Source organism: Micromonospora sp. RTP1Z1, assembly GCF_033804685.1.
Taxonomy (GTDB): Bacteria; Actinomycetota; Actinomycetes; order Mycobacteriales; family Micromonosporaceae; genus Micromonospora.
The window spans coordinates 51,525-75,172 of record NZ_JAPFQV010000028.1 but is presented as its reverse complement, the minus strand read 5'-3'; the positions used below and the strand labels follow the sequence as shown (position 1 = coordinate 75,172).

At 68.5% G+C, this 23,648-nt stretch carries 26 protein-coding genes and 1 pseudogene; 17 read left to right on the top strand and 10 right to left on the bottom strand.

Annotated features, from left to right (window positions below):
* Positions 1–272: 272 nt before the first annotated feature.
* The 4 genes from SLP03_RS16175 to SLP03_RS16160 form a co-directional block, all read right to left on the bottom strand.
* Positions 273–1,268: a cytochrome d ubiquinol oxidase subunit II gene (locus tag SLP03_RS16175; RefSeq protein WP_319461421.1), complete on the bottom strand. Its 996-nt coding sequence runs from the start codon at positions 1,266–1,268 to the stop codon at positions 273–275.
* Positions 1,265–2,692 (bottom strand): cytochrome ubiquinol oxidase subunit I, encoded by a 1,428-nt coding sequence (locus SLP03_RS16170; RefSeq protein ID WP_319461420.1) that lies wholly within the window; start codon positions 2,690–2,692, stop codon positions 1,265–1,267. The genes SLP03_RS16175 and SLP03_RS16170 overlap by 4 nt, the downstream gene beginning before the upstream one ends.
* Positions 2,693–3,160: 468 nt before the next feature.
* The gene (locus tag SLP03_RS16165; RefSeq protein WP_319461419.1) at positions 3,161–4,249 is read right to left on the bottom strand and encodes an IS630 family transposase; all 1,089 of its coding nucleotides are present in this window, start codon (positions 4,247–4,249) and stop codon (positions 3,161–3,163) included.
* Between the two features lie 422 nt (positions 4,250–4,671).
* Positions 4,672–5,622, bottom strand: coding sequence for an NADP-dependent oxidoreductase (locus tag SLP03_RS16160; RefSeq protein WP_319461418.1), 951 nt, complete (start codon positions 5,620–5,622; stop codon positions 4,672–4,674).
* 125 nt (positions 5,623–5,747) lie between these two features.
* On the opposite strand from SLP03_RS16160, the gene SLP03_RS16155 reads away from it, so the two are divergent.
* The 4 genes and pseudogenes from SLP03_RS16155 to SLP03_RS16140 form a co-directional block, all read left to right on the top strand.
* On the top strand, positions 5,748–6,068 hold the full coding sequence (locus tag SLP03_RS16155; protein WP_319461417.1) for a hypothetical protein: 321 nt from the start codon (positions 5,748–5,750) through the stop codon (positions 6,066–6,068).
* A gap of 265 nt (positions 6,069–6,333) precedes the next feature.
* On the top strand, positions 6,334–7,059 hold the full coding sequence (locus tag SLP03_RS16150; RefSeq protein WP_319461416.1) for a helix-turn-helix domain-containing protein: 726 nt from the start codon (positions 6,334–6,336) through the stop codon (positions 7,057–7,059).
* Positions 7,043–7,408: an integrase core domain-containing protein gene (locus SLP03_RS16145; RefSeq protein ID WP_319461415.1), complete on the top strand. Its 366-nt coding sequence runs from the start codon at positions 7,043–7,045 to the stop codon at positions 7,406–7,408. The genes SLP03_RS16150 and SLP03_RS16145 overlap by 17 nt, the downstream gene beginning before the upstream one ends.
* A 27-nt stretch (positions 7,409–7,435) precedes the next feature.
* Positions 7,436–7,840, top strand: a pseudogene (locus SLP03_RS16140) (DDE-type integrase/transposase/recombinase); the annotation flags it as partial.
* Positions 7,841–7,908: 68 nt separating this feature from the next.
* Here the strand turns inward: SLP03_RS16140 and SLP03_RS16135 are convergent.
* Positions 7,909–9,426 (bottom strand): benzaldehyde dehydrogenase, encoded by a 1,518-nt coding sequence (locus SLP03_RS16135; RefSeq protein WP_319461414.1) that lies wholly within the window; start codon positions 9,424–9,426, stop codon positions 7,909–7,911.
* A gap of 212 nt (positions 9,427–9,638) precedes the next feature.
* Here SLP03_RS16135 and SLP03_RS16130 point away from each other — a divergent pair, with 212 nt between their 5' ends.
* From SLP03_RS16130 to SLP03_RS16115, 4 genes are all read left to right on the top strand, one after another.
* On the top strand, positions 9,639–10,478 hold the full coding sequence (locus SLP03_RS16130) for a helix-turn-helix domain-containing protein (protein WP_319461413.1): 840 nt from the start codon (positions 9,639–9,641) through the stop codon (positions 10,476–10,478).
* A gap of 63 nt (positions 10,479–10,541) precedes the next feature.
* Positions 10,542–11,123 (top strand): dihydrofolate reductase family protein, encoded by a 582-nt coding sequence (locus SLP03_RS16125; protein WP_319461412.1) that lies wholly within the window; start codon positions 10,542–10,544, stop codon positions 11,121–11,123.
* Positions 11,124–11,247: 124 nt separating this feature from the next.
* Positions 11,248–12,555: an ISL3 family transposase gene (locus SLP03_RS16120; RefSeq protein WP_319461411.1), complete on the top strand. Its 1,308-nt coding sequence runs from the start codon at positions 11,248–11,250 to the stop codon at positions 12,553–12,555.
* A gap of 48 nt (positions 12,556–12,603) precedes the next feature.
* A complete protein-coding gene (locus tag SLP03_RS16115) occupies positions 12,604–12,909 on the top strand; it encodes a hypothetical protein (protein ID WP_319461410.1) in 306 nt (101 codons plus the stop codon).
* A gap of 137 nt (positions 12,910–13,046) precedes the next feature.
* On the opposite strand, the gene SLP03_RS16110 is transcribed toward SLP03_RS16115, so the two are convergent.
* The gene (locus SLP03_RS16110; RefSeq protein ID WP_319461409.1) at positions 13,047–14,321 is read right to left on the bottom strand and encodes a geranylgeranyl reductase family protein; all 1,275 of its coding nucleotides are present in this window, start codon (positions 14,319–14,321) and stop codon (positions 13,047–13,049) included.
* 36 nt (positions 14,322–14,357) lie between these two features.
* Between SLP03_RS16110 and SLP03_RS16105 the strand changes: the two genes are divergently transcribed.
* Together SLP03_RS16105 and SLP03_RS16100 are read left to right on the top strand one after the other, a co-directional pair.
* Positions 14,358–15,104: a class I SAM-dependent methyltransferase gene (locus SLP03_RS16105; protein ID WP_319461408.1), complete on the top strand. Its 747-nt coding sequence runs from the start codon at positions 14,358–14,360 to the stop codon at positions 15,102–15,104.
* A complete protein-coding gene (locus SLP03_RS16100) occupies positions 15,097–15,918 on the top strand; it encodes a hypothetical protein (protein ID WP_319461407.1) in 822 nt (273 codons plus the stop codon). The genes SLP03_RS16105 and SLP03_RS16100 overlap by 8 nt, the downstream gene beginning before the upstream one ends.
* Here the strand turns inward: SLP03_RS16100 and SLP03_RS16095 are convergent.
* The 4 genes from SLP03_RS16095 to SLP03_RS16080 all read right to left on the bottom strand — a co-directional run bounded on the left by SLP03_RS16095 (position 15,862) and on the right by SLP03_RS16080 (position 20,027).
* Positions 15,862–17,040 (bottom strand): polyprenyl synthetase family protein, encoded by a 1,179-nt coding sequence (locus SLP03_RS16095; protein WP_319461406.1) that lies wholly within the window; start codon positions 17,038–17,040, stop codon positions 15,862–15,864. The genes SLP03_RS16100 and SLP03_RS16095 overlap by 57 nt on opposite strands.
* Before the next feature lie 305 nt (positions 17,041–17,345).
* Entirely contained in the window at positions 17,346–17,885 is a 540-nt protein-coding gene (locus SLP03_RS16090; RefSeq protein WP_319461405.1) for a transposase, read from the bottom strand.
* A 54-nt stretch (positions 17,886–17,939) separates the two neighbouring features.
* Positions 17,940–18,917, bottom strand: a complete 978-nt coding sequence (locus SLP03_RS16085; RefSeq protein ID WP_319461404.1) for a transcriptional regulator — start codon at positions 18,915–18,917, stop codon at positions 17,940–17,942.
* 162 nt (positions 18,918–19,079) lie between these two features.
* A complete protein-coding gene (locus SLP03_RS16080) occupies positions 19,080–20,027 on the bottom strand; it encodes a hypothetical protein (RefSeq protein ID WP_319461403.1) in 948 nt (315 codons plus the stop codon).
* 248 nt (positions 20,028–20,275) lie between these two features.
* Between SLP03_RS16080 and SLP03_RS16075 the strand changes: the two genes are divergently transcribed.
* From SLP03_RS16075 to SLP03_RS16045, 7 genes are all read left to right on the top strand, one after another.
* Entirely contained in the window at positions 20,276–20,548 is a 273-nt protein-coding gene (locus SLP03_RS16075; RefSeq protein ID WP_319461402.1) for a hypothetical protein, read from the top strand.
* A gap of 48 nt (positions 20,549–20,596) precedes the next feature.
* The gene (locus SLP03_RS16070; RefSeq protein WP_319461401.1) at positions 20,597–21,064 is read left to right on the top strand and encodes a hypothetical protein; all 468 of its coding nucleotides are present in this window, start codon (positions 20,597–20,599) and stop codon (positions 21,062–21,064) included.
* A 55-nt stretch (positions 21,065–21,119) separates the two neighbouring features.
* Entirely contained in the window at positions 21,120–21,350 is a 231-nt protein-coding gene (locus tag SLP03_RS16065; protein ID WP_319461400.1) for a hypothetical protein, read from the top strand.
* A gap of 7 nt (positions 21,351–21,357) precedes the next feature.
* Positions 21,358–21,957 (top strand): hypothetical protein, encoded by a 600-nt coding sequence (locus tag SLP03_RS16060; protein WP_319461399.1) that lies wholly within the window; start codon positions 21,358–21,360, stop codon positions 21,955–21,957.
* A gap of 261 nt (positions 21,958–22,218) precedes the next feature.
* Positions 22,219–22,662: a hypothetical protein gene (locus tag SLP03_RS16055; protein ID WP_319461398.1), complete on the top strand. Its 444-nt coding sequence runs from the start codon at positions 22,219–22,221 to the stop codon at positions 22,660–22,662.
* Positions 22,659–23,114, top strand: a complete 456-nt coding sequence (locus SLP03_RS16050; protein ID WP_319461397.1) for a hypothetical protein — start codon at positions 22,659–22,661, stop codon at positions 23,112–23,114. Before SLP03_RS16055 ends, SLP03_RS16050 begins: the two co-directional genes overlap by 4 nt.
* Positions 23,115–23,205: 91 nt before the next feature.
* Positions 23,206–23,502 (top strand): hypothetical protein, encoded by a 297-nt coding sequence (locus tag SLP03_RS16045; protein WP_319461396.1) that lies wholly within the window; start codon positions 23,206–23,208, stop codon positions 23,500–23,502.
* The last annotated feature ends 146 nt before the right edge of the window (positions 23,503–23,648 follow it).

The following is a 23,648-nucleotide window of genomic DNA, read 5'->3' as shown; positions in this document are numbered from 1 at the left end:
CACGGTCCGAGACTACGAACGGCTACCCGACCACCACGCCGCGATGGTCCAATGGGCCATGATCATCGTCATGACCCGCCGCCTCGCCCGCCACCAACCCACCTGAAACCCTTATTTACCAGGCTCTTAGGAACCTCGGCAAACCCAGGCGAGGATGTGACACGCCATCTCCTCCATCGGCTGGAGCCTACGTCGCCCTAACGCAATGCCGGTCCGCGAGACCACCAACGAATCTTGAACCGGCCGCGGTCCCGGCGCTAGCGTGAACGGAGTCAGGCGGTGTCCAGACGACCGCGCTGGTGCAGGACGAACAGCAGCGCCATGGCCGGCACGACGAGCAGGAGCGCCGCGGCGGCGACGAGGGTGAGCGACACCAGGGTGGCGTCGGGAGCCGCGGCCTCGTCGATGCGTAGGTGGGTGCCCAGTAGGTACGGGTACTGCGCGACGCCCCAGCCGACCACCACCGTGCCGGCCGCGCTGACGGCGAGCGCCTGCAGCACCCTGGGTGCCGCCTGGTGCAGCAACGCGATGCTGGCCAGCCCGCATGCCGCGGAGACCAGCACCAGCGGCAGGCCGCGGCCGGTCAGCCCGGAGAACAGACGCCCGGCGTCGGCGTGCAGGATGGCGATGCCCGCCAGTGCCACGGCGCCGGTCGCCACGGTGCTGGCCTGGGCCCGGCGGCGGAACCAGCGTTCCAGGCCGGCGTCGGCGTAGGTACGGGCCTCGGCGGTGAGGAACACCGCGGCGACGAACGCGCATACCCCAACCGCGAGCACCCCGCCGAGCAGCGAAGTCGGGTTGACCCAACTGGTCACGGGGTTGCCGTGTCCGTCGGAGGGCACCCGCCCGGAGGCGATCCCGCCGACGACCGTGCCGAGGAAGAACGGCGTGATCACCGACGAGGTGGCGAACGCCGCCCCGGTCGCCCGCTGTTGGTCGGTCTTCACCACCACCTTGCGGAAGGCGAACCCGCTGCCGCGGACCACGATGCCCAGCGCGGCGAGGCCCAGCGGGATGTAGAGCGTGGTCATGATCGCGGCGAACGCGGACGGGAAGCCGGTCCAGAGCATCACCAGGCAGAAGATCAGCCACACGTGGTTGGCCTCCCACACCGGTGCCAGCGTGTGGTCGATCAGGTGCCGCGGGGCCCGCCCGCGTCGCGCACCACCGGCGGTGAGGTCCCAGAAGCCTGCACCGTAGTCCGCACCGCCGAGCACGGCGTAGGCGGTGACGCCGATGAACAGCACGACGGCGGCGAACGTACTCACGCCTGATCTCCCGCAGGCGCGGACTCCGAGGCCCGGGGCGGCCCGTAGGGCACGTCCGTCTCGGTAGCCCCGCCCTGGTCGCGCCAGCGGCGGCGCAGCAGCCGCAGGACGTACACGGTGGTGGCGCCGACCGCGGCATACAGCGCGACGATGGCGGCGAAGAACAGCCACAGGTTGCCGGACGTGGCGACCGCGTCCCGGGTGAGGAGGTGACCGACGATCGTCCACGGCTGCCGGCCGACCTCGGTGACCACCCAGCCCGCCTCCAGCGCCACCACCGCGAGCACGCCACTGATCGTGGTCGCCCGCAGGAACCATCTGCTGCGCGGCAGGTCACGGCGGCGCCACCAGGCCAGGGCATACCAGGCGGAGAGGGCCAGCAGCGCCGTGCCGATACCGACCATGACGTCGAAGCTCAGGTGGACGATCGCGACCAGGCGGTCCGGCGGCCGCACCTCGGCGGGGATGGCGTCCAGGCCCCGGATGCGGGTGGCCGGCGAGTAGCCGGACAACAGCGAGGCCCCCGAGGGAATTTTGATGCCGCCGTGCACCTCCCCGTTCGAGTAGTAGCCGCCCAGCACCTCCGGCACGTGGGTGCCCGTGGTCGGGACGGCCTCGATCGCGGCGAACTTCGCCGGCTCGTTCCGGAAGACCTCGCGCGCGGCGAGGTCGCCGACGAAGATCTGCAGCGGGGTGGCCAGCGCCGCGACGGTCAGCGGGATCGCCAGGCCGAGCCGGTGGTACCGGTCGCGGCGGCCGCGCAGCATCCCGGCCGCGTACACGCCGGCGACGACGAACCCGGCGACCATGTACGCGGCCAGCAGCATGTGGATGGCCTCGTACCAGAACGCGCCGTTGAAGATCACCTCCAGTGGGCGGACCTCCACGATCTTGCCGTCCCGCATGGTGAACCCGCCCGGCCGGTTCATCCAGGCGTTCGCCGCGACCACCGACAGCGTGCCGCCGATCCCGGAGAGCACCACCGGCACCCCGGTCCAGAAGTGTGGCCATGGGCGCATCCGCCGCCACCCGTAGACGTAGATGGCGACGAAGATCGCTTCCAGGAAGAAGAACAGGCCCTCGATCGCGAATGGGATGCCGAACGCCGCGCCGTAGTTGCCCATCAGTCGCGGCCAGAGCAGCCCGAGCTCGAACGACAGCACCGTGCCGGAGACGGCGCCGACGGCGAACAGCACCGCTGCCACCTGTGACCAGCGCCGGGCCAGCAGCAGCGCAGTCTCGTCGTTCCGGCGGATGCCGCGGGCGTTCGCGATCAGCATCAGGAATGTGAAGGCCACCCCGAAGGGCACCAGGATGATGTGGAAGCCGAGGGTGAAGGCCATCTGCTCGCGTGCCGGCAGCAGCTGCGCCGGATCGGCGAGCACGAGGCTGGCGCCGAGGGGCACCAGTGACAGGCCAGGCATGGCGCGTGTTACCCGTTGACGGCGGCCGGAAACGTACCGATGGGGTGAGGATTAGGGCGGTTCATACGGCTACGTCGACCTGGCTCTTCGGGCCGACCGCCCTCACGCCCGAGCAGTTACCACCGATGTCTCCCACGACAATGCACACTCTGGCCGTCGTTGACCAGGCAGATAGTCCTTAGAAGGAGGAGAGACGGTGCCTACCATCACCGAGGACATGCGACGGGTCGTCGACCAGGCGATGCTCTCGTTCGTCGCCACCGTAGGCGCGGACGGCCCGCCTAACCTGTCACCAAGGGATCGGTACGGGTGTACGACGACGAGCACTGATCCCTATGGATATTGCCTTGCCGACCACGATGGCGAGCATGGAGGCGGACCCCCACGTTGAGGTCAACTTGATCGATGTGGTCCGGCGGCGGGGGATACCGCTCAAGGGGCAACGCGTCGATCGTTCCGCCCGGCCAACTAGTGTCCTGAGTCGTTAATTCGCCGGCAGTACGTGGCGAGGCTGTTGAGGATGTCGTCGGCGGTTCTGGTCCAGACGAAGGGTTTCGGGTCGGTGTTCCACGCGTCGATCCAGGTGCGGACGTCGGTTTCGAGTTCGGCGAGGCTGCGGTGGCTTGACCTGCGGAGCTTGCGGTTGGTCAGTTCGGCGAACCAGCGTTCGACGAGGTTGAGCCAGGACGCCGAGGTCGGGGTGAAGTGCAGGTGGAAGCGGGGATGGGCGGCCAGCCACCGCTGCACGGCCGGGGTCTTGTGGGTGGCGTAGTTGTCCAGGACCAGGTGCAGGTCCAGCTCTGCGGGGGTGTTCGCGTCGATGGTCTTCAGGAACTTGAGGAATTCCTGGTGGCGGTGCTTGCGGTGGACCTGCCCGATGACCGTGCCGGTGGCGACGTCGAGCGCGGCGAACAGGCTGGCTACGCCGTGGCGGACGTAGTCGTGGGTCTGCCGGGCGGGAACGGTGGGCATCATCGGCAGCATCGGCCGGGTCCGTTCCAGGGCCTGCATCTGCGACTTCTCGTCCACGCACAACACCATCGCCTTGACCGGCGGATCGAGATACAGGCCCACCACGTCACGGACCTTCTCCACGAACAACGGGTCAGCCGACAGCTTCCACGTGTCCACCAGATGCGGCCTGAGGCCGAACGCCCGCCAGATCCGCGACACCGCCGTCTGCGACAACCCGGCGGCCTTGGCCATCGACCGCGTCGACCAGTGACTGTCCAGGTTGGACGGCTGCTGCTCCAGCGTCCGCACGATGACCTCTTCGACCCGGTCGTCGCTGATGCGGCGAGGCGCCCCAGGCCGCGGTTCGTCGGTCAACCCCTCCAACCGGCGGGCTAGAAACCGGCTACGCCACTTGCCCACCATGTCCCGCGAGACACCCAACCGCTCCGCGACGCGCGTGTTGACCAGGCCATCGGCGCACAACAACACGATCTTCGACCGCAACGCCAACGCCTGCGACGACTTACCCCGCCGCGCCCACCGGGTCAGACACGCACGCTCGTCATCACTCAGTTCCACCACACCACGCGGACGACCAGCCATCCCGACAGCCTACTATCTGCCGGCGAATTAACGACTCAGGACACTAGCGTACGAGTGGCTGAACAGCTCGCTACTGCAGGCGAACGGGCCCGGCTATCCCGCCCACCGCGCGGCCCTGATCCGAGTGGAGCGGGTGTTGCCGATCATGTTGCCCGCCTACATATTCGGTAACGCCGAGGACACCGACCTCGTCGAGTCCTGGAGTGCGCGACACGTCCCCGTGCGCCAGGACCCGGCCGGCCCGGTGGGAAGGGACACCGATGGCGGGTCTGCCTGACACGATGCTGGCGGCGTACCTCACCGAACTCGGGGGCCCAGAACGCATCCGGATCTGCCACCTCGCCCAACCACCACCGCAGCCACACCTCAGTTGGCGGCAAGCCACCCGTCACCTGCGTAAGCAACGGTGCTGGGCGATACACCTAGTCGGCGACGTGGATGACGATCTTGCCGCGGCGTTTGGCCGTCTCGAGCGCCTCGTAACCTGAGCGCGTCTCAGTGAGGGGCAGCACGCGGTCCAGCACCGGCCTCAACCGGCCGTTATCGACGAACTCGGCGATGGAACGCAACGCGTTCTGGTCGGGCTCGACGATGAAGTACACGCCACGGACGCCGTGCCGGGCTGCTTCCTGCTGGTCGGGTGGAGTGACGAGGGTGACCAGGACACCGCCCGGTTTCAGGACCGACCAGGACCGCGACTGCGTGGCTCCTCCGACAAGATCAACAACCACGTCCACGTCGCGAACGTGATCCTCGAAGCGGTCGTGCGCATAGTCGATAACCTGCTCGGCACCCAGACCCTTGACGAATTCTAGGTCGGCCGCCGCCGCCGTGGCGCTCACGCGAGCACCGAGGCCGGCCGCGAGCTGCACCACGAAGATCCCCACGCCGCCGGCGCCGCCCTGCACCAGCACGTGCTGGCCGGCCTGCAGGTCAGCGTGATCCACCAGGGCCTGCCAGGCACTCAACGCAGCCAATGGGAGCGCTGCGGCGTGGTCGTGGTCAACGCTGGCGGGTTTGGCCGCCAGGACGGGCGCGGGCAGGGCGACGTACTCGGCCGCCGCGCCATCGCGGGTGAAAGGGATCAAGCCGTAGACGGCCTCCCCCACGGCGGGGCTCTCCACCCCCGCCCCGGACGCCGCGACGACTCCGGAGAACTCGTGCGACGGGATGATCGGGGTGCGCTCGGGTCCTGTCCCGTCCAAGCTGTGCGTCCAGGTTGCCGACCAGGTGAGTTCAGTGGGTGTCATGGAAGCAGCCTTCACGGCCACCAACACCTCACCAGGCCCCGGCTCAGGCCGCGGCGCCTCCTCGTACACGAGTTGCTCCGGCCCGCCCCTGGTGTGAGCTCTCACGGCGTGCATCGTGCTCATCCGACGGCTGCTCCCTCCGACCGCATTCGATCAGCCCACCGGCCGCCCCTTGGCGATAAACCGCAGGCCAACTCCCGCATTATCTGGCCGTTCGGCAGCCGCGAGGCCGGACTTCCGTCATCCCCTTGCCCCTCGGCGCAGAAAGCACGCTGGATTGGGCAAGCTGCTCACCTATCCTGGCGGGCGGCGCTATACCGCAAGACGAACCCGCCCTTGGCGCCGGCTACGCCCTGCTGCAGTTCGGTCTCGGCGGCCACCAGCAGGAGCTGAGTCTGATCGACCGCCGCTACGCTGACGCCGTGCCGGCCGCGCCGGGCAGCGCGGTCCTGTACTGGCACGCGGACGACCTGGCCGGCGCCGTGCGGGAGCTGCTGGCCGTCGGGCGCGCGAGCACCAGCCGATCAACGAGCGCGGCTCGGGGATCGGCTTCGTCACCGCCTCGGTGAGCGGCTATGTCGGGCAGCAACTCCCACAGCAGTCGCTCGTCACGGTGGATCACGACGGTGCCCCAGAAACCCATCCTCGACTCCGATCCAGCTTCTCCCGGCGAAGGCGCCCGTGCGTCAACGTTCGCCGATCATGCCGAACCGGCATCCGCTCACGGCCGCCGATAGAGCTTCACGTCCCTGTACCGCTCGGAAACCTGATTCTGGCCCCTGAAGTGCGGTTTTGTGCGGGGCGGATCAACCGTCCCCGGGCATCGTGGCGGGCATGTTCCTGTCCTTCGGCTACCTGATCCTGTGTCAGATCCTGCGGCTGGTGGTGCAGTGCTTACGTGGCGAGCGGTCGAAGGACATCGAAGTCCTGGTGTTGCGTCATCAGGTCGCGGTGTTGCGCCGGCAGGTCGCACGTCCGGACCTGGAGCCGACCGACCGAGCCGTGCTGTCAGCCCTGTCTCGGCTGCTGCCTCGTACCCGCTGGTCGACGTTCTTCGTCACCCCGGCAACCTTGCTGCGGTGGCACCGTGAGCTGGTCGCCAGGAAGTGGACCTACCCGCAACGACGACCCGGGCGTCCTCCGATACGGGCAGAGATCCGTGCCTTGGTGCTGCGCCTGGCCTGGGAAAACCCGACCTGGGGCCACCGCCGGGTTCAGGGCGAACTGCTCAGGCTTGGCTATCGGGTCGCGGCCAGCACGGTGTGGACCATCCTGACCGCCGCCGGTGTCGACCCGGCTCCGCGTCGTGGCGGGCCGACCTGGACCAAGTTCCTGACCACCCAGGCCAAAGGCATGCTCGCCTGCGATTTCCTGCACGTGGACGATCGGTCTGACCCGCATCTACGTCCTGTTCCTGATGGAGATCGGCACCCGGCGAGTTCACATTCTCGGCGCCACGAGGCATCCGACAGGGGAGTGGGTCAACCAGCAGGCCCGGAACCTGATGTTGGATCTCGGCGACCGAGTCGCCCGGTTCAGGTTCTTGATCCGCGACCGTGACAGCAAGTACACCGCCGCCTTCGACGACGTCTTCACCACCGAAAGCATCGAGGTCCTGCGCACTCCGCCTCGGGCGCCGAGGGCGAACGCGTACGCGGAGCGGTGGGTACGCACGGTCCGCCGTGAATGCCTCGACCGGATGCTGATCTACAACCAACGTCACCTACTGGCCACCCTCGAGGAGTACGTGGCCCACTACAACGACCACCGGCCGCACCAAGCCCGGCACCAACAACCGCCCGACGCCGCCGACACACCGCCCCCATCGGTCGCCGACATGGACGCCGCACGAGTGCGCCGCAGGAAGATCCTCAACGGACTGATCAACGAATACTCCCAGGCCGCGTAGCTGTGACCGACTTTCCGAGCGGTACAGGTCGACCAATACGGGCAGGTCATCGACGTGCTGGTGTCAGCCCGCCGCGATGCCGGCGCGGCCCAGCGGTTCTTCCGGCGGGCGCTATCGACGTTGAGGGTGACGCCCGGCGAGGTGGTCACTGATGCTGCCGCGGTCTACCCCGCGGTGCTCGATGAGTTGATCCCGTCGGCGTGGCATCACGTCGAGCAGTACGCCAATAATCGGATCGAGGCTGATCACAGTCGACTGAAACAGCGGTTGAGACCGATGCGCGGGTTGCGAACCGACAAGACAGCACAAGTGATCATCGCCGGGCACGCCTTCAGGCAGCATCTGCGCCGCGGACACTACGAGCTCGCCGTCGATGCCCCGCCGGATACGCGGTTCGCCGCTGCGTTCGCCGAACTCGCCCTGGCGATCTGACCACGCAACCGACACAGGTTCAACACGTCCCTCGATCCTATGACGCAACAGTGCCCTCCTTTCTGCGGTCAGAACGGGTAGGCCGGGGCCTGGCCGCGGACCGTGACCCAGCGGGTCTCGGTGAACGCCTCGACGTTGGCGGCGGCGCCGCCGAAGCGGGATCCGGTGCCGGATGCGCCGACACCGCCGAACGGCGCGTTGGCCTCGTCGTTGACGGTCTGGTCGTTGATGTGCACGATGCCGGTCGGCAGTCGGTCGGCCAGGGCCAGACCCTGCATCACGTCGCGCGTGACGATGCCCAGCGACAGGCCGTACTCGCCGGCCGCGGCCAGCCTGGCCGCCTCGTCGAGGTCCGCGAAGCGGGCGACCGGCGCAACCGGGCCGAAGACCTCCTCGGCGAAGGCGGGCGTGTCCGCGGCGGCGTCGGCCAGCACCGTGGCGCCGTAGAACAGCCGGTCGTAGGTGCCGCCGGCGGCGACCCGCGCGCCGGCGTCGGCGCTGGCCCCGACCAGGGCGTGGATCTTGTCTCGCTGGCCGGCGTCGATGACCGGGCCGATCGCAACCTGTTCCCGGGCGGGATCGCCGACCGGAAGCTTCGCGGCCTTGTCGGCGAGCCGCTCCACGAAGTCGTCGTAGAGGCGTTCATGGACGAGGTGCCGGCCGGTGGTCATGCAGATCTGGCCCTGGTGGAAGAAGCTGCCCCAGGCGGCGAGGTTGACCGCCTCGTCGACGTCGGCGTCGTCGAGGACGATGAGCGCGGAGTTGCCGCCGAGCTCGAGGTGGGCGCGCTTGAGGTGTCGCCCGGCGAGCTCGCCGACGCGGCGGCCGGCGCCGGTGGAGCCGGTGAACGAGATGACGCGGACCAGCGGGTGGGTGACGATGGCCTCGCCGACGTCGGCGCCGCCGGGCAGGACCTGCAGCAGACCGGGCGGCAGGCCGGCCTCCTCGAAGATCCGGGCGATGGTGACGCCCCCCGTGACCGCGGTGCGCGGGTCCGGCTTGAGGATGACCGCGTTGCCCAGGGCGAGAGCCGGCGCGACCGAGCGGATGCCCAGGATGATCGGCACGTTGAACGGGGCGATGACCCCAACGACGCCGGCCGGCACCCGCTGGGCCATCGACAGGCGAGGCTGCTCACTGGGGATCAGTTCGCCGTAGGGGCGGGCGGGCAGCGCGGCCGCCTCGTAGCATTCCTGCTCCGCTACGTGCACGGCGAAACCGGCCATCCCGGGGATCGCGCCGACCTCGCGGACGTTCCACCACATGGCTTCCTCGGTGTGCTGCGCCCACAAGGCCCCGGCGCGGCGCAGCACGGCAGCGCGCTCGGTGTGCGGGGTCTGCGCCCAGGCGTGCTGCGCGGCGGCGGCGATCTCGGCAGCGCGGGCGACGTCTGCCGGGCCGGCGATGCCGATCCGGCCGAGCGACGCCCCCGTCGCGGGCTCGATGACGTCGCCCACTCCGCCGGAACCGGGCGCCCAGGACCCGCCGATAAAGATCTTGTCGTGCCAGTGTGACGTGTCCAGAAACACCTCGGGTTCCTTCCACTCGTTCGAGTGGTGCCGAATGTAGGCCCGCCGTTCGCTCACATCAACACGGTGTTTCAGACATTCGAACCCCGTTTCGAACGATCAGGCCTCGACGCGGTAGCCCATACGGGCGGAGATCTCCAATGTGGCTCTTCACAACGTGGGGTGTAGTTGGGGACCGAAATGCGCCGGGGCGCCCGTCAGGGATCGGCGCCGGCTCGATGCTGGCGGCGGCGCGTGATGCCGGATGGGCCGTCGGCGATAATGTCGGCGTGGAATATGTGTCCAGGGTGCCCGGTCCGCCGCTGGACGGGCTGATCGACGACCTCTACTACCTAGAGGGCGCTCCGCCGTACTCCCGGTTGATGCTGCCGGCGGCGCCCGCGCCATTGCTCATCGTCAACCTCGGGGCGCCGTTTCTCATCCGCGCAGGCACCGACGTAGACGCCGTGGAGTACGCCGACGGCTGCGCGGTTACCACGCCCACGCGTGCGTGGGAGTTCAGCTACCCAACCCCGACCCGGTCCGTGGGCGTCCACTTCAGGCCGTGGGGCCTGGCACCGTTCCTTCCGATGCCCGCGGCCGAGTTGTGCGACCGACCTGCGACGGTGGAGCAGATCTGGGGCCAGCCCGCTATCGCTGAATTGCGACACCGACTGACCTTGGCGGACGCACCGCACGAAATGCTGATGTTGCTCGAGGAGGAACTGGTGCGACGGCTGCGGGTGATCGACGGTCTTGACCTGGTCCGCCAAATGAGCAGCGCCGTCGCGGCGGCAGGCGGGACAGTGCCGATCAGCGACATCGGTGTGGCGGCCCGCGCCAGCAGCACGTATTTGGCGAAGCGGTTCAAGGCCGTAGTCGGTGTCACGCCAAAACGGCTGGCTCGCAGCTACCGCTTCAGCTCCACCGTGTTGGCGCTCGACGTCGCTGCACCGATCGACTGGGGAGACGTTGCCGCTGGCGCGGGCTACTTCGACCAGGCCCACTTCGTGCGCGAGTTCCGGGAGTTCACCGGGCTCACGCCGACCCGGTACGCCGAAGTCCGGCGGCGATTCCTGCGCGATCATCCCGACCACGTCCTGGACGGCTGGCCGCTCCCAGCCGATTGATTTCGTACAAGAGCGACAGCTCACGCCGCACAAGACTTGGGACTCCAAACAGAGGAGGAATCCATGGGGAAAGTGGTCATGAACGCGTCGGTTTCGGTGGATGGTTTCATCGCGGCTGAGAACGACGATCCCGGTCCGATCTTCGAGTGGCTGGTCAGCGGTGACGTGCCGTTGGACGACAGTGGCGTTCTGAAGGTGTCGCAGGCTTCGTTCGACTACGTCCGGCCGTACTGGGACGAGGTCGGGGTCACCGTTGCCGGCCGTCACGCCTTCGACATCACCGACGGCTGGGATGGGACGCCTCCGAGTGGGATCGACCATGTGGTCGTGGTGAGTCACCGTGGTGCGCCCGAGGGCTGGGACCTCCAGGCGCCGTTCCACTTTGTCGACGGCATCGAGGCGGCCGTGGCCAAGGCGCGGGAGCTTGCGGGTGACCGCACTGTCGAGTTCGCTGCTGGCGACGTCGGCGGCCAGGCGCTCGCGGCAGGTTGGGTCGACGAGGTACGCATGGACGTCGCACCCGTCGTGCTCGGGTCCGGTAAGCGTTACTTCGGCTCCGTCGACGCGCAGCACCTGCTGGAAGGCCCAGACTTAGTTGTTCAGGGCAACCGGGTGCTTCACCTGCGCTATCGGGTGCGCCGTTGACCGATCTGAGTGGGTACGCGAAGAAGACCGCTGCGACGGTGACACGAAATCGGGCGTCCGGCTGCGTTTGTGCATCGCTGCCCCGGGACGGAAGTCGTGGTCTTCCAGATTGGTACACCTCGACTTGTCTGACGCTACCTTTGCCTGCCCTGACCTGACCAAGTTCTGCCGGCTCGACGAGCTCGGCCTGGCCGTCACCGGCCAACGACTCAGGCCCGACCGTGCGGTGCTGGCATGCCGGGTCGTCGAGCCGGACCCGTGGTGCCGTCGCTGTGGTTGCGAAGGCGTACCGCGCGACACCGTGACCCGGGAGCTGGCCCACGAGCCGCTGGGCTGGCGGCCGACAATGCTCGTGGTGACCGTGCGCCGCTACCGGTGTACCGCTTGCGGTCACGTGTGGCGCCAGGACACCAGCCTCGCGGCTGAGCCGCGAGCGAAGCTGTCGCGTCGCGGGCTGCGGTGGGCACTCGAGGCGATCGTGTGTCAGCACCTGACCGTCGCGAGGGTCGCCGAGGGACTCGGGGTCGCGTGGAACACCGCCAACGACGCTGTCCTGGCCGAAGGCAAGCGGGTGCTGATCAACGACGCCACCCGGTTCGACGGCGTGGCCGCGATTGGGGTCGACGAGCACGTGTGGCGCCACACCCGCCGCGGCGACAAGTACGTCACCGTGATCATCGACCTGACCGGCATCCGTGACGGCACCGGACCCGCTCGGCTGCTGGACATGGTCGAGGGCCGCTCAAAGCAGGCGTTCAAGTCCTGGCTCGCCGACCGTGACCAGACGTGGCGCGACGGGGTGGAGGTGGTGGCGATGGACGGGTTCACCGGCTTCAAGACCGCCACCGCCGAGGAACTCCCCGACGCGGTTGCGGTGATGGATCCCTTCCACGTGGTCCGCTTGGCCGGCGACACCCTCGACCGGTGTCGCCGCCGGGTCCAGCAGGCCATCCACGGCCACCGCGGGATGAAGAATGACCCGCTCTACTCCGCCCGCCGGACCCTGCACACCGGCGCCGACCTGCTCACCGACAAGCAGACCGACCGGCTCGCCGCCCTGTTCGACGACGATGCCCATGTCGAGGTCGAGGCCACCTGGGGGATCTACCAGCGGATGATCGAGGCCTACCGCGAGCAGGACCGGGGTCGTGGCCGCGAGCTGATGGTCAAGCTCATCGACTCGATCAGCCACGGTGTGCCGAAGCCCCTCACCGAGGTCATCACACTCGGTCGAACGCTGAAGAAGCGCGCGGCCGACGTGCTGGCCTACTTCGACCGACCTGGAACGTCCAACGGACCGACGGAGGCCATCAACGGCAGGCTCGAGCACCTGCGTGGCTCCGCCCTCGGCTTCCGCAATCTCACCAACTACATCGCCCGATCCCTGCTCGAGACCGGCGGCTTCAGACCTCAACTACACCCTCATCTGTGATGAGCCTCCAATGCCATGCGGCGCAGCGGCCTCTCCAGATGGGAGACGATGGACTCCAGCGTGGAGGTCCAGGTCGTGAGGTGGGCGGCGACGTCTGATCGCTGCGACAACGCGGCCCGTCCGGTTGCGTACCGCCGTGGGCTGCTTGACCGCATGCTGATCTTCGGACGGCGCCACCCAGAGTCGGTGGTGGTCGAGTACGTCGACCATTACAACTCGCACCGTCCACATCGTCCGTTGGCACCGGCGCCGCCGCTCGGAGCTGCGCAACCGCCGGTCGCCATCGCCGGCGGGCGGGTGCTGCGGCGTGATCGCCTCGGCGGCCTGATTGGCGAATGCTCGCAGGCCGCGTAGAGTGACCGACTTTCTGGCACCCACACGCGTGAGCTTTCCGCACCGCCCGCTCACGCAGCTCCCGGGGATAAGGGGAAGGGCGTAACATGGCTCGATCCTCCACAGAGAGGTCGCGCCGCTACCAAGCCCGGGGCGGTTCAGTGAGCTTCTGCAGGTCTCGGGTCCGCGGTGGTGAATTGGGCGGTGAACCAGTGGGCGGCGTCGCCTCGCCGGCCGGCGGCCGCGATGGTGCGGCTGGCTGCCGTAGCGAGCCGGCGGTGCCGGCTGGGTAGTGCATCGTGCGCCAGGTCGTTCCAGTACAGCCCCCATGCTCCGGCGATGGCCGCGCCGATTCCCGGAGCCGACAGTGCCCGCGCGGTGAGTGCCAACGCAAGCGGATGCTTCACCATGCCGGCGTGGACCGGCACGTTCGTGCGATGGTGACGTATCGCGCCGTGCAGGTACGCCAGGTAGTGGCGGCCGGCGCAGCGCGGCCCCGCCTGGAGGATGGCGTTCGCGGCGGCGTGGCCGCTGGCCATGGCCTGGGCGATGCCCTCGCCCTGCAGCGGATTGACGAGTCCGGCCGCGTCGCCGACGAGCAGCACGCCGTTCGCGGCCGGCGTGGTGCCGAGCACGCCCATCTTGAGCCAGCCGCCGGTGAGGGAGCGCGGTTTGGACCTGGGCAGCAGTCCTAGGCGTTCGAGATGGGCGAGGAAGTTGTCCAACTGCTCGCCGGCGTGGCGGCTCGCGACACGGTCGGACCCGAACGCGAGGCCGAGGCCCACATTCACGCCGCCGCCCGCCATCGGGAACGCCCAGCCGTAGCCGGGAAACAGTCGCCACCGTCGGGGCTCCCACAACACGATGTGGGGCAGGTCCATGTCGTCGTCGAGGTAGCCACGCAACGCGAATCCCCATAGGGCCTTCGCGGAGTCGGCCAGGCCAGCGCTGTGCGCTACTGAACTGGTCGCGCCGTCCGCGCCCAGGACCACGTCGCCGCGGATGGTGGCGCCGCCGCTGACCTGGACCCCGTCCACGACGCCCTGGTCGTACACGAGGCCGGTGACCCGTCGTTGCACCGGGATCGCGCCGGCCGCGACCGCCATGTCGAACAGCCGCGTGTCGAACTGCTCACGGGTGACGGCGATGGCGTGGTCGGCGTAGTTGCTGCCGGGTAGGGCGGGCAGCAGGACACGCCGGTTGTTGGGCGCCACGACAATCATGTCTTGCAGCGGCCGCGCTCCGGTTACCGAAACACCGAGCTCGTCGAGCAGGTGGACGCCGCGTGGGCCGACGAGATCGCCGCAGGCTTTCTCGCGGGGGAACCTGCGCCGGTCGACGAGTGCGACATCCACCCCGGCGCGGGCCAGGACAAGCGCGGCAATGCTTCCGGCTGGGCCCGCGCCGACCACTATGGCGTCGTGTCGTCGCATAGAGTGAGGCATACTCGCTGACATAGAGGAGGCGGTATGCGTAGCGTACAGCGATCCCGCGCTGAGCCCAACGCGTTCGCCAGAGAGCTGTTCAAGGACCTGCCGGCCCGGTACGACCTGCTCGCCGAGGTGCTCTCGTTCGGTCAAAACCACCGGTGGCGCCGCGCGATGGTGGACGCCGTGCTACGGATGAACGGCTCCTCAGGGCGGGTGCTGGACGTTGCCACCGGCACCGCGGGCGTCTCGCTCATGCTCACCGATCGCAGCGGTATGACCACGACTGGCATCGATGTCAGCGTGGACATGCTGCGGCGCGGCCAGAGTCGCGTCGCGCGCCGCGCCCGAGGCGACCGGATCCGTCTGGTGTTGGGAAAGGCTGAGCAACTTCCCTTTCCGGCCAGCACCTTCGACGCCCTCACCTTCACCTATCTGCTGCGGTATGTCGCTGACCCGGCCGCCACGCTGCAGGAGCTGTTCAGAGTTGTGCGTCCGGGCGGGACGGTTGCCAACCTGGAGTTCCTGGTGCCGAGCAACCCGGTGTGGAGGGCCGGCTGGGTCGGGTACACCCGCGTCGTGCTGCCGGCCGCGGGCTTCGTCACAGGTGGCCGTGAGTGGGCCAAGGTGGGCCGCTTCCTCGGACCCTCGATCAGTGAGCACTACCGCCGGTACCCGGTCGAATGGACCATCGCAGCGTGGGAGGCGGCCGGGGCCGAGGACGTGACCATTCGCCGGATGAGCCTCGGTGGCGGCCTGGTGATGTGGGGACGGAAGGCTCGTGGCTGACGAGTCTGCATCAGCGAGGGACGCCCGGCCGCCGGCCGGGCAGGGCCGTGCCGAGCCGGGCGTTGAACACGCGGCGGCTCCGGGTGCCGCGTTCTACGCCCGGCGTGGCGGCCGGGGGGCCGACTGGTGGACGGTGCTGCACCCGCCGTACACCGCGTGGCATGTCTCGTACGCGGTGCTTGGCGCACTGCTGGCACCCCACATCAACTGGCTGGTGCTCGGCGCCACCGCGCTGGCATTCTTTCTCGCAGTTGGACTCGCCGCGCATGCCCTGGACGAACTGAACGGCCGTCCGCTGGCCACCTCCATCCCCGACCGGGTGCTGTGGGCGGTTGCGATCGTGAGCTTGGCAAGCGCGGTCGCGCTCGGGGCGGTGACGATCGCGTACACCGGGCCGGTGCTCATCCCCTTCATCGTGCTGGGCGTCTTCCTCGTGTTCGCCTACAACCTGGAATTGTTCGGTGGCCGACTGCACACTGACTTCGGTTTCGCCGCGGCGTGGGGTGGCTTCCCGGTGATTGTCGGGTTCGTCGCGCAGGCCCCGACGGTCAACGCGGCCACCATCCTGGCCGTGGCCGCGGCCACGCTCGGCTCCACCGCGCTGTCGCTTGCGCAACGGCGCCTGAGCACCCCAGCGCGCACCCTGCGCCGGCGGGTGCGCGACGTGTCAGGCGCCGTCGCCTTCACCGACGGAGCGCGGAGCAAACTCGACCGGGACACGCTACTTGTCCCGCTGGACGGCGCCCTGCGGATGCTGTCATACGCTGTGCCGCTGCTGGCTGTCGCGCTCGTTTTCGCCAGGCTCGCGGCGTGACCCGTTCGGGTTTGCCAGCGGGTCGAACGTGGTCACAGCCAGGGCGAGGCCGCGCAGGACCGAACGGGCGGAGTCGTCGACCAACGGCGCACGTTGCAGAGCGGCCAGAGCCGCCGCCCCAAGCCTGGCGACCTCGTCCTCGACGAACGTCCGCGCGCCGCTGCCCTCGATAATCGCACGCAGTTCGACGACCGCGTTATCGGTGCCTTCGACCAGCAATGCGTCGATGCGCCGCGCATCAGCTGCCCCGGCCCGACGGCGCGCCTCCGCCAGCAGCAGTGTGCATTTGCCGTCCCGCAGGTCATCGCCGGACGGCTTGCCGGTCGTGCCGGGGTCGCCGAACGAGCCCAGCAGGTCGTCCCTGAGCTGGAACGCGACTCCCAACGGCAGAGCGTAGTCGGAGTAAGCAGCAAGCAGATCCTCGCCCGCACCGGCGAGCGTCGCACCGAACCGCAGCGGCCCCACCGTGGTGCTCGCCGCGGTCTTGGCTTGCGCGACGGCGATCGCATCCTCGACCCGCAACGCCCCCTCGGCCTGCGTGATGAGGTCCAGGTACTGGCCCCGGATCGTCTCCGCGCGCATCGCATCGAAGACCGGCCCCGCTCTCGTCAACGACTCGGGTGGCAGCCCGCTGGCCCGAAGCATCTCGTCCGCCCATACGAGGCACAGATCGCCGGCGACGACAGCTCCGGCAATCCCGAAATGATCGCCTAGGCCTCGCCAACCCCGTGCCACGTGCCGTGCTGCTAACTCGCTGTGCACAGCGCGCCCACCGCGGCGCAGCACCGAGCCGTCCATGACGTCGTCGTGGATCAGCGCGCAGCCGTGCAGCAACTCGAGCGATGTGGCCGCGACCAGCACCTCCTCGCAGTCGGCGCCGCCGGCGCCGCGCCATCCCCAATAGCAGAATGCGGGCCGCAGCCTCTTCCCGTCACGCAGCAGCAGGTCGACGACGGGCTCGAGGAGAACCCGGTCGAGATCTGGATGCGGTGCCCGCCCCAGTCGGGCGGACAGAAAGCCGGCCAGATGCTCCGCGACTCGCTCTCGCAATGGAGAGATGTCGAGGACCGCCTTGACCAGGTCTACCGGATCTGCCGGCAACGCGCCCGGTTCGGATGCCATGTGCGACCCGCCATTTGTAGCCCAGTGATGACCGCGCGGTCATTTCCCTGCCGCCCATCCTAGACGCATGAGCGCCAGAGCCTGCGTACGAGAAGGCATCGGCATACCGACAGCCGTACCGGCGCGTCTCGCACCCCCTGTTCGGCAGTAGGACAGTCAGGGAAGCGGCCGTGCGGCGGCACTGACCAAGACCACGAACGACGTGAGCGCCGGCGCGGCGACGATGACGGACCCGAGCACATGGCCAGCCGAGGTAGCTGCCCAGCCACGCTCGCCTCGGACGGGATCATCAGGGCTCATCGAAGTTAAGCGGGGTTGAGGTGTCCGCGGTGGCGTCGGGTGGTCGCGGTGCGGGTGCGTAGCCGCTGGTTTCCGGGGTTTCGGAAGCCGTAGGCGTCGCGGGCGACGGTCTTGATGACCCGGTTGGTTCCTTCTGACCCGGCGTTGGTGATGCCGGTGATCAGGAACGCGAGGATCTGCGGCCACCAGGTCTCGATCGTGGTGGCGAGCCGATGGAGTTCGGGCAGATCAGAGGCGGCGCAGCGAGTGTAGAAGCGGCGTAGCAGCCGGTGGAGGTGTTCCCGGTTGGGGTGGGTGCGGGCGGTCGCGAGCAGGTCGAGCAGGTCTTCTTTGGCGTTCCATGCGGTGAGGATCGGGGCGCCGATCTTGGCAGGCAGGGCCTCGAGAGTGTCGACCAGGCGGTCGACGTGCTTGCCGCTCATGCGGGCCGCTGATCGCGTCAGCCGGTTACGGATCCGCCACTCGGGATCGCTGCCGCGGCCCCGACGCCCACGCTGGCCGGGTCGTATCGTTGACCATGCTCGCAGCTCTTCACTTGTGACCATCCGAACTCGACACTCAGATGATCACCGATGGGCTGCGAGCCCTTCACATCCGGGTCACCTCCAGCCGCGAGCCTGCTCCACCACCTGGGCGACAGTCTGATCGTCGACCCTGTCTCGCGCCGGTCCACGCTTCGCCACCTGGCCGATATCGACCTTGGCGATCACGACATCGGTCATCACGTGCTGCTCCATGAGCGCGTTCATTCTCGGCATCCGGACGCCGCTGAGCACTACCTCGATCCCCGCGTCGTTGAGCACGGTATCGAACAGGGAGGGGAACTTTCCGTCGCGGTCTCGGATCAGGAACCGTGCCCGGCGGTCGGCGTCCTCCAGGTCCATCACCAGGTTCTTCGCGGCTTGGGCTACCCAAGAGGCGGTCGGGTGGGCGGTGGCGCCGAGGATGCGGATCCGGCGGCTGGTGTGCTCGATGACTGCGAGCACGTACATGCGGGCGCCGGTCAGCGTGGTTGTCTCGAAGAAGTCGCAGGCGAGCAGGGCGTCGGCTTGGCAGCGGAGGAAGTCGGCCCACGTGGTGGAGGTGCGCTCGGGCGCCGGGTCGATCCCGGCATCGTTGAGGATCTCCCACACGGTGGAGGCGGCGACCTTGATCCCGAGGACGAGCAGTTCGCCATGGATGCGACGGTAACCCCAGGTGGGATTTTCCCGCGCCAGGCGCAGCACCAGGAGGCGGATGGAGCGGACGGTACGCGGCTGGCCCGGCCGTTTTGGCCAGGACTTGGCGGCGTGGCGGCGCGCGAGGAGGTCGCGGTGCCAGCGCAGCACCGTGTCTGGGCGCACCAGCAGCCTGAACCGATGGAGCACGTCGAGCGGGAGCCGGTGCAGCAGGGCCGCCAGGAACGCTCGGTCGCTGGGGGAGAACCGCGGCCGGATCTTGCCCAGCTGTCGCTCCAGGACCGTGATCTGGTGGCGCAGCGCCAGGATCTCTACGTCCTTGTCCCGGTCGCTCATCGGAAGCAGTCGCAGTAGCGCGAACGCGTTCGTCACACCGAGGTAGGCCAGTCGAAGCAGCACAGCCGATCATCACGCCGGGGGTGGGAGAGGCATTCGGGAGAGGACCCGGCTCCTGCGGCCGCCGTCAAGATCCGCTTACAGCGGCTCCACCTAGGCGGATGAGGTTTTCGGGAAGGGCAGGGTTGCGGGTTCCACACCTGCCGGTGGCGGATTCGGCGAGGTTCAGCTCTGCTGGTAGCACACCGCGGCGACGCCGCATGGCGCGTGGAGTTGGAGGTAGTAGGCACCCTCGCCGAGATCGTCGAGGTCTGCGCCGCCGACGAGCCCGATGTAATCCATCGGCTGTCCGCAGGTGGCGCAGTCGGCGTGTTCGGCGTCCTGGATCCACTGCGGGTGGCCGCCGAGCGTGGAGCCGCCTCTGTCCCATGCGCTGGCCTGGTACCGGGTGGCGCGCCGCTCGCCGATGGTGGCCATCAGGGGCGGCGGGTCTTCGGTCGAGCGCTGCAGGTAGCTTGGCGGCGCGTTGTGCGGTGCCCAGGTCGAGTCGCCGTCAGGCGTGACCTTGCTGTACAGGGTCGTGTGGCAGGCGCATAGGAAACAGGTGGTGATCCGCAGCCGCCCCTGCCAGCCGGCATGGGCGAGCACTTCGGCGGCCGCGGGCTCGTCTGTCGTGAGATCGATGATCGTCCACAGTGGCGAGTCGCACCACGGGCAGGTAGGGCCTTCCGCTGCATTCGAGGTGGCCTTCATGACGAGTTGGTATGCGATGGGTGCGCAGAGTTCGCGGCGGGTGCCGTCGGGCAGCAGTGTCCAGCCGCCCTGCTCCGCGTACGTCAGCGGACCGACATGTAGCTGCTCCATGCCGGGCGGAGGCGTCAGCTGCCACCGTCGGAGCGAGGCCTCGGCGAGTGGATCACGCGTGTGAGCCAGGATGAGGAGCAGGTGGTTGAGGTGCGCTGGCGGCTGGCCACTGTCGATCTGGTCGATGACGCGGTGCACCACGTCGTCAGCGGCGGCCCGGTAGAGCGATGGTGGCCAGAGCAGGCCCAGGTCCAGCATCTGATGCAGGTGCCCGGTCAATGCCTCGGGGTCTGCGGCGGCGATCTTCTCGAGCCGGCCTAGCGCGCCGTAGTCGCCGGATGCCGCTGCCTGTAACAAATCCTGGGTCACGCGCCGGATAGTAGCCGCGCTCGCTGGCGTGTACGGCCCGCGAAGTCGATGACTTCGCAAGTCGTCCGTGGTTTCGTGATGCCGCTCAGCCGGACATGACCGGGTTGCCAACTTGGGTTGCCTGCCCGGGAAGCCCATGGCAGCTCATTGGTCTGATGGGAGCTCTGCGGTGAAGCGGGCGGGCGTCGGCGTGTTGGGCTGGCTTGTCTCGCATGGGAAAATCGCGCGTGAGCTCAGGTGTTCCACGGGTGGAATTCGCCGATCCCGAAGCGGTGCACTATCTGCGGCCGGTGCTGGTGCACCGAGCCGCGCATCAGCCTGAGTTTTCGCCGCACTGGCGGTGCATGCTGTTGTTGACGATGCGAGACGGCCAGCAGATCTTTTCCCTGCTGGATGTCCTGCCCGCCTCGTTCGAGGACCTGCCCGAGACGCTGGACGCGGCCACGAAGACCGAGATCACCCACCGGCTGGAACATGGGGGCCTGCTGACGCAGGCGCAGTGGGCTGACCTCAACCCCTGACCCAGGTGCTGGTTGGCAGTGACGTGCCGATCGGCCGACACTCGACGGGTGATCTATGCGGCAGCGGGCGACTCGGCACCGGCGGGCGACGACGTCGAGCCCGTCGACCTTGACTGGGAGCGGGGCGGCAACCTCAACCGTTGTCGGGAGCCCGGGGATGTCGACGCGGCCTTCGACCGCAGGGAAGAGCACGTCGGCGTCGCGCTGATCGCTCTGGTCTACAACAACCCCGACACGGACAAGGTCCTGCCCAGGGTTGCCCGGGGGTTGCGCTCGCTGAATCCGGAGACCCGCCGGCAGAGCCTGCTTGCCTTGATGCACACGGCCCGGCTCCACGGCCGGGTGGATGCCATCACCTTGGAGCTGCTCCAGGGCCTGCTGTACGACCGCACCCCGATTAGCGTCGGGAGCCGGTACGAGGTGCGGGGCACGGCGACCCAGACTGTCGGTGACCTCCAGGCGTTCCTCCCGGCCGAGCTATTGCCCGCCTGGGTGAACCAGTTCACCGACTACTGACGGTTTCGAATGCCCACGGCCAGCAGGCCCGCCCAGGGGACCGACGGCCGGTGGCGTGGTCAGCGAGGGCGTCGAGCAGTTCGAGATGGTGGCGCTGGATGTGCCGCCGCGGGCGGACATGCACGCGGTCAAGGCGCTGGTGACCGCCGGCGAGGCCGACGGCCACTGGACATTCGAGGAAGGCTGCATCGGCGATGCCTGGGCGGCAATCAAGGCAAGACCCGGTCGCGTCCAACGACCCGGCGCAGGGAATCCCGCTGCTCGGCCAGCAGGTTATGGGCGATGATGCCCGGATGATCTCCGACGCCGGCTTCATGCTGGCCGGCTTCGTGGCCGCACCCCGCTGGCTGCCGCCTGAAGCTCCTTGGACGGCTCTGCTGCCGCCGAGCGTCGCGACCGTCAGCGACTGCTTGACCGACTTCGTGTCAGCGGACGACGATCCGCTGACCGCGCCGTGGCATCTTAACCTGGCGAGCGCGCTCGCCGCCAGTCGTGGGACGGGAACGCATGCCCTGTCGATGAACCTGGCCGCACCCGAGACTGAGGTGCTCCTCGAGACATTCGGTGGTTGGGGTGCTGCGGATTTCCACCCGCTGTGGCGCCGCCTCACCCATCCGGTCGCGGCTCCGACCGGAGTTGGATTGGGCTTCGAGGTCGTCGGGTTCGAGTCCGGCCGGCTGCACTCGTGGCTTTGCAATAGTCTGCAACGCGACGCCCAAGACAACCTCGGGATCATCATCAACCAGCTCGGGCTCCTCGACACCCTCGATCAGGTGCGTGCTGTGGCCGCGATGGCCAACCGCGACACCAGCCTCGAGGACGTCGACTGGGTCGCCGTCCGCATCATCGAACATTCCGACGACAGGGTCGGCCTCGACGGGCGCGTATCGTGACCACCGGCGTATCGCAGCCGCGCCCGCTCACAGATCTCGAGCGTGCGGTCCTGCAGAAGCTGCTTACCGTCCACCGTGTTGGTCGCCTGGCCCAGATTCGCGGTGAACTGCAACCATCGGTGAGCCTGTACATGCCATGCCACCAGCGGAAGCCGACCCCACTCCACCGGGACCATGAACCGACGACAAAACCAGCATAGATGTCTACCCGGGCAATCTATTGGAGACGACGCCGGGGACCCGACCTGCGATCCTTGGATCATGACGGTGTTCACCTGTGGGAACTGTGGGGCGGCGGTGACCCCCGACGTAACCGAAGTCCCGTTCCCCGAGCGGGCACCGGAGCACGACGGCGAAGGCGAGGCTCCGCCGCGCATCGCGCCGGGTAACTTCGCGCGCGACCCCGACCCCTTCGGGCCCCCGTTCGGGCCGACTGTCGAGAACCCTCGGGTCCTGGTGTCGGCCGGACCGGTCGGGACGATCCTCGTCCATCCCGGGGATGTCCGCGAGCTTCGCCTTCATCCGGACCGGCGGCGGCTGAACGGCTGCTGCCGGCTCGACGGCTGCGACGGCCCGAACCTGGTCTGCGCGGGCTGTGGGGCCGAGATCGCCACCGAGCAGTCCGACTGCTGGGTTAGCTGGCACGACATCCGCCTCGAACCCGCCGCCGTCGCCGGGTCCGGCCCGATGACAGGCGCGTCGTGACCGCGGGGCTGCACCTCATCGCGTTCACCGTCCGCTGGCTTGCCGATCGGCGGATCGACGCCGTCGTGCCCGCCATCGACGGCCAGCCGCTGCTCGAGGTGATCGACCGGTTCGAGCTCGCCGCTGGCATGCGACCGGCCGGCGGCGCCTACGGCGGTCTGATTCCCGCGTACTACCGGTACGGGCCGCTCGATGAGCACTTCCTGGGCAAGGAGAACCCGGGCCTGGGCTCGAAGACGGTGGTGCTGGGCTGCGAGTGTGGCGAGGTGGGCTGCTGGCCGCTGATGGCCCGGATCTCGCCGACCGGGAACCTGGTGGTATGGGACGCTTTCGAACAACCACATCGCCGGTCCCGGGACTACTCCGAGCTCGGGCCGTTCCTGTTCGACCGCGATCAGTACGACGTGGCACTGGAGGCCCTATGCACCGAGATCGCCGCCACCGAGCAGTAGCCGCAGCGCTGTGCCGCCCCCATACCGTCGAGACCAAGGCAGAACCATGGTCCACCGCGAATTGCTCCGCCTGATACGACGGCGACCCGGCATGTACTTCGGCCGCCAAAAGCTGCGGTTCGATCATCTCGTCGCGTTCGTCAACGGGCGTGGACGTCGGCAGCGGGCACCGATCGCAGACCAGTACCGGCTCGTCACCACCTGCATGAAAGCAGACGGGCACCTCACCGGGAAGGACCACGGGCTTCTCTCCGCATCGCCGGTCTGGAAGCGCGCTGCATTGCCCTTCGACGGCCCCGACACCCTGACCATCAATGACCGCACCCAGGGCCTGCTGACGCTGGCCCGGCACCTCGAGACGGCATGTGAAGACGACGAACGGAGTTAGCCGTGACCGCCCGCCACCTCGACCTGTCGGGGACGTATTCGTCGACTTCGCCAACGGCACCTACCAGTAGATACACCTCAAGCGGTTCCGGCTGCCCGCCGAGGAGCACGACGAGCGCGCCATCCTCGGGCTGCTGATCGCCCACG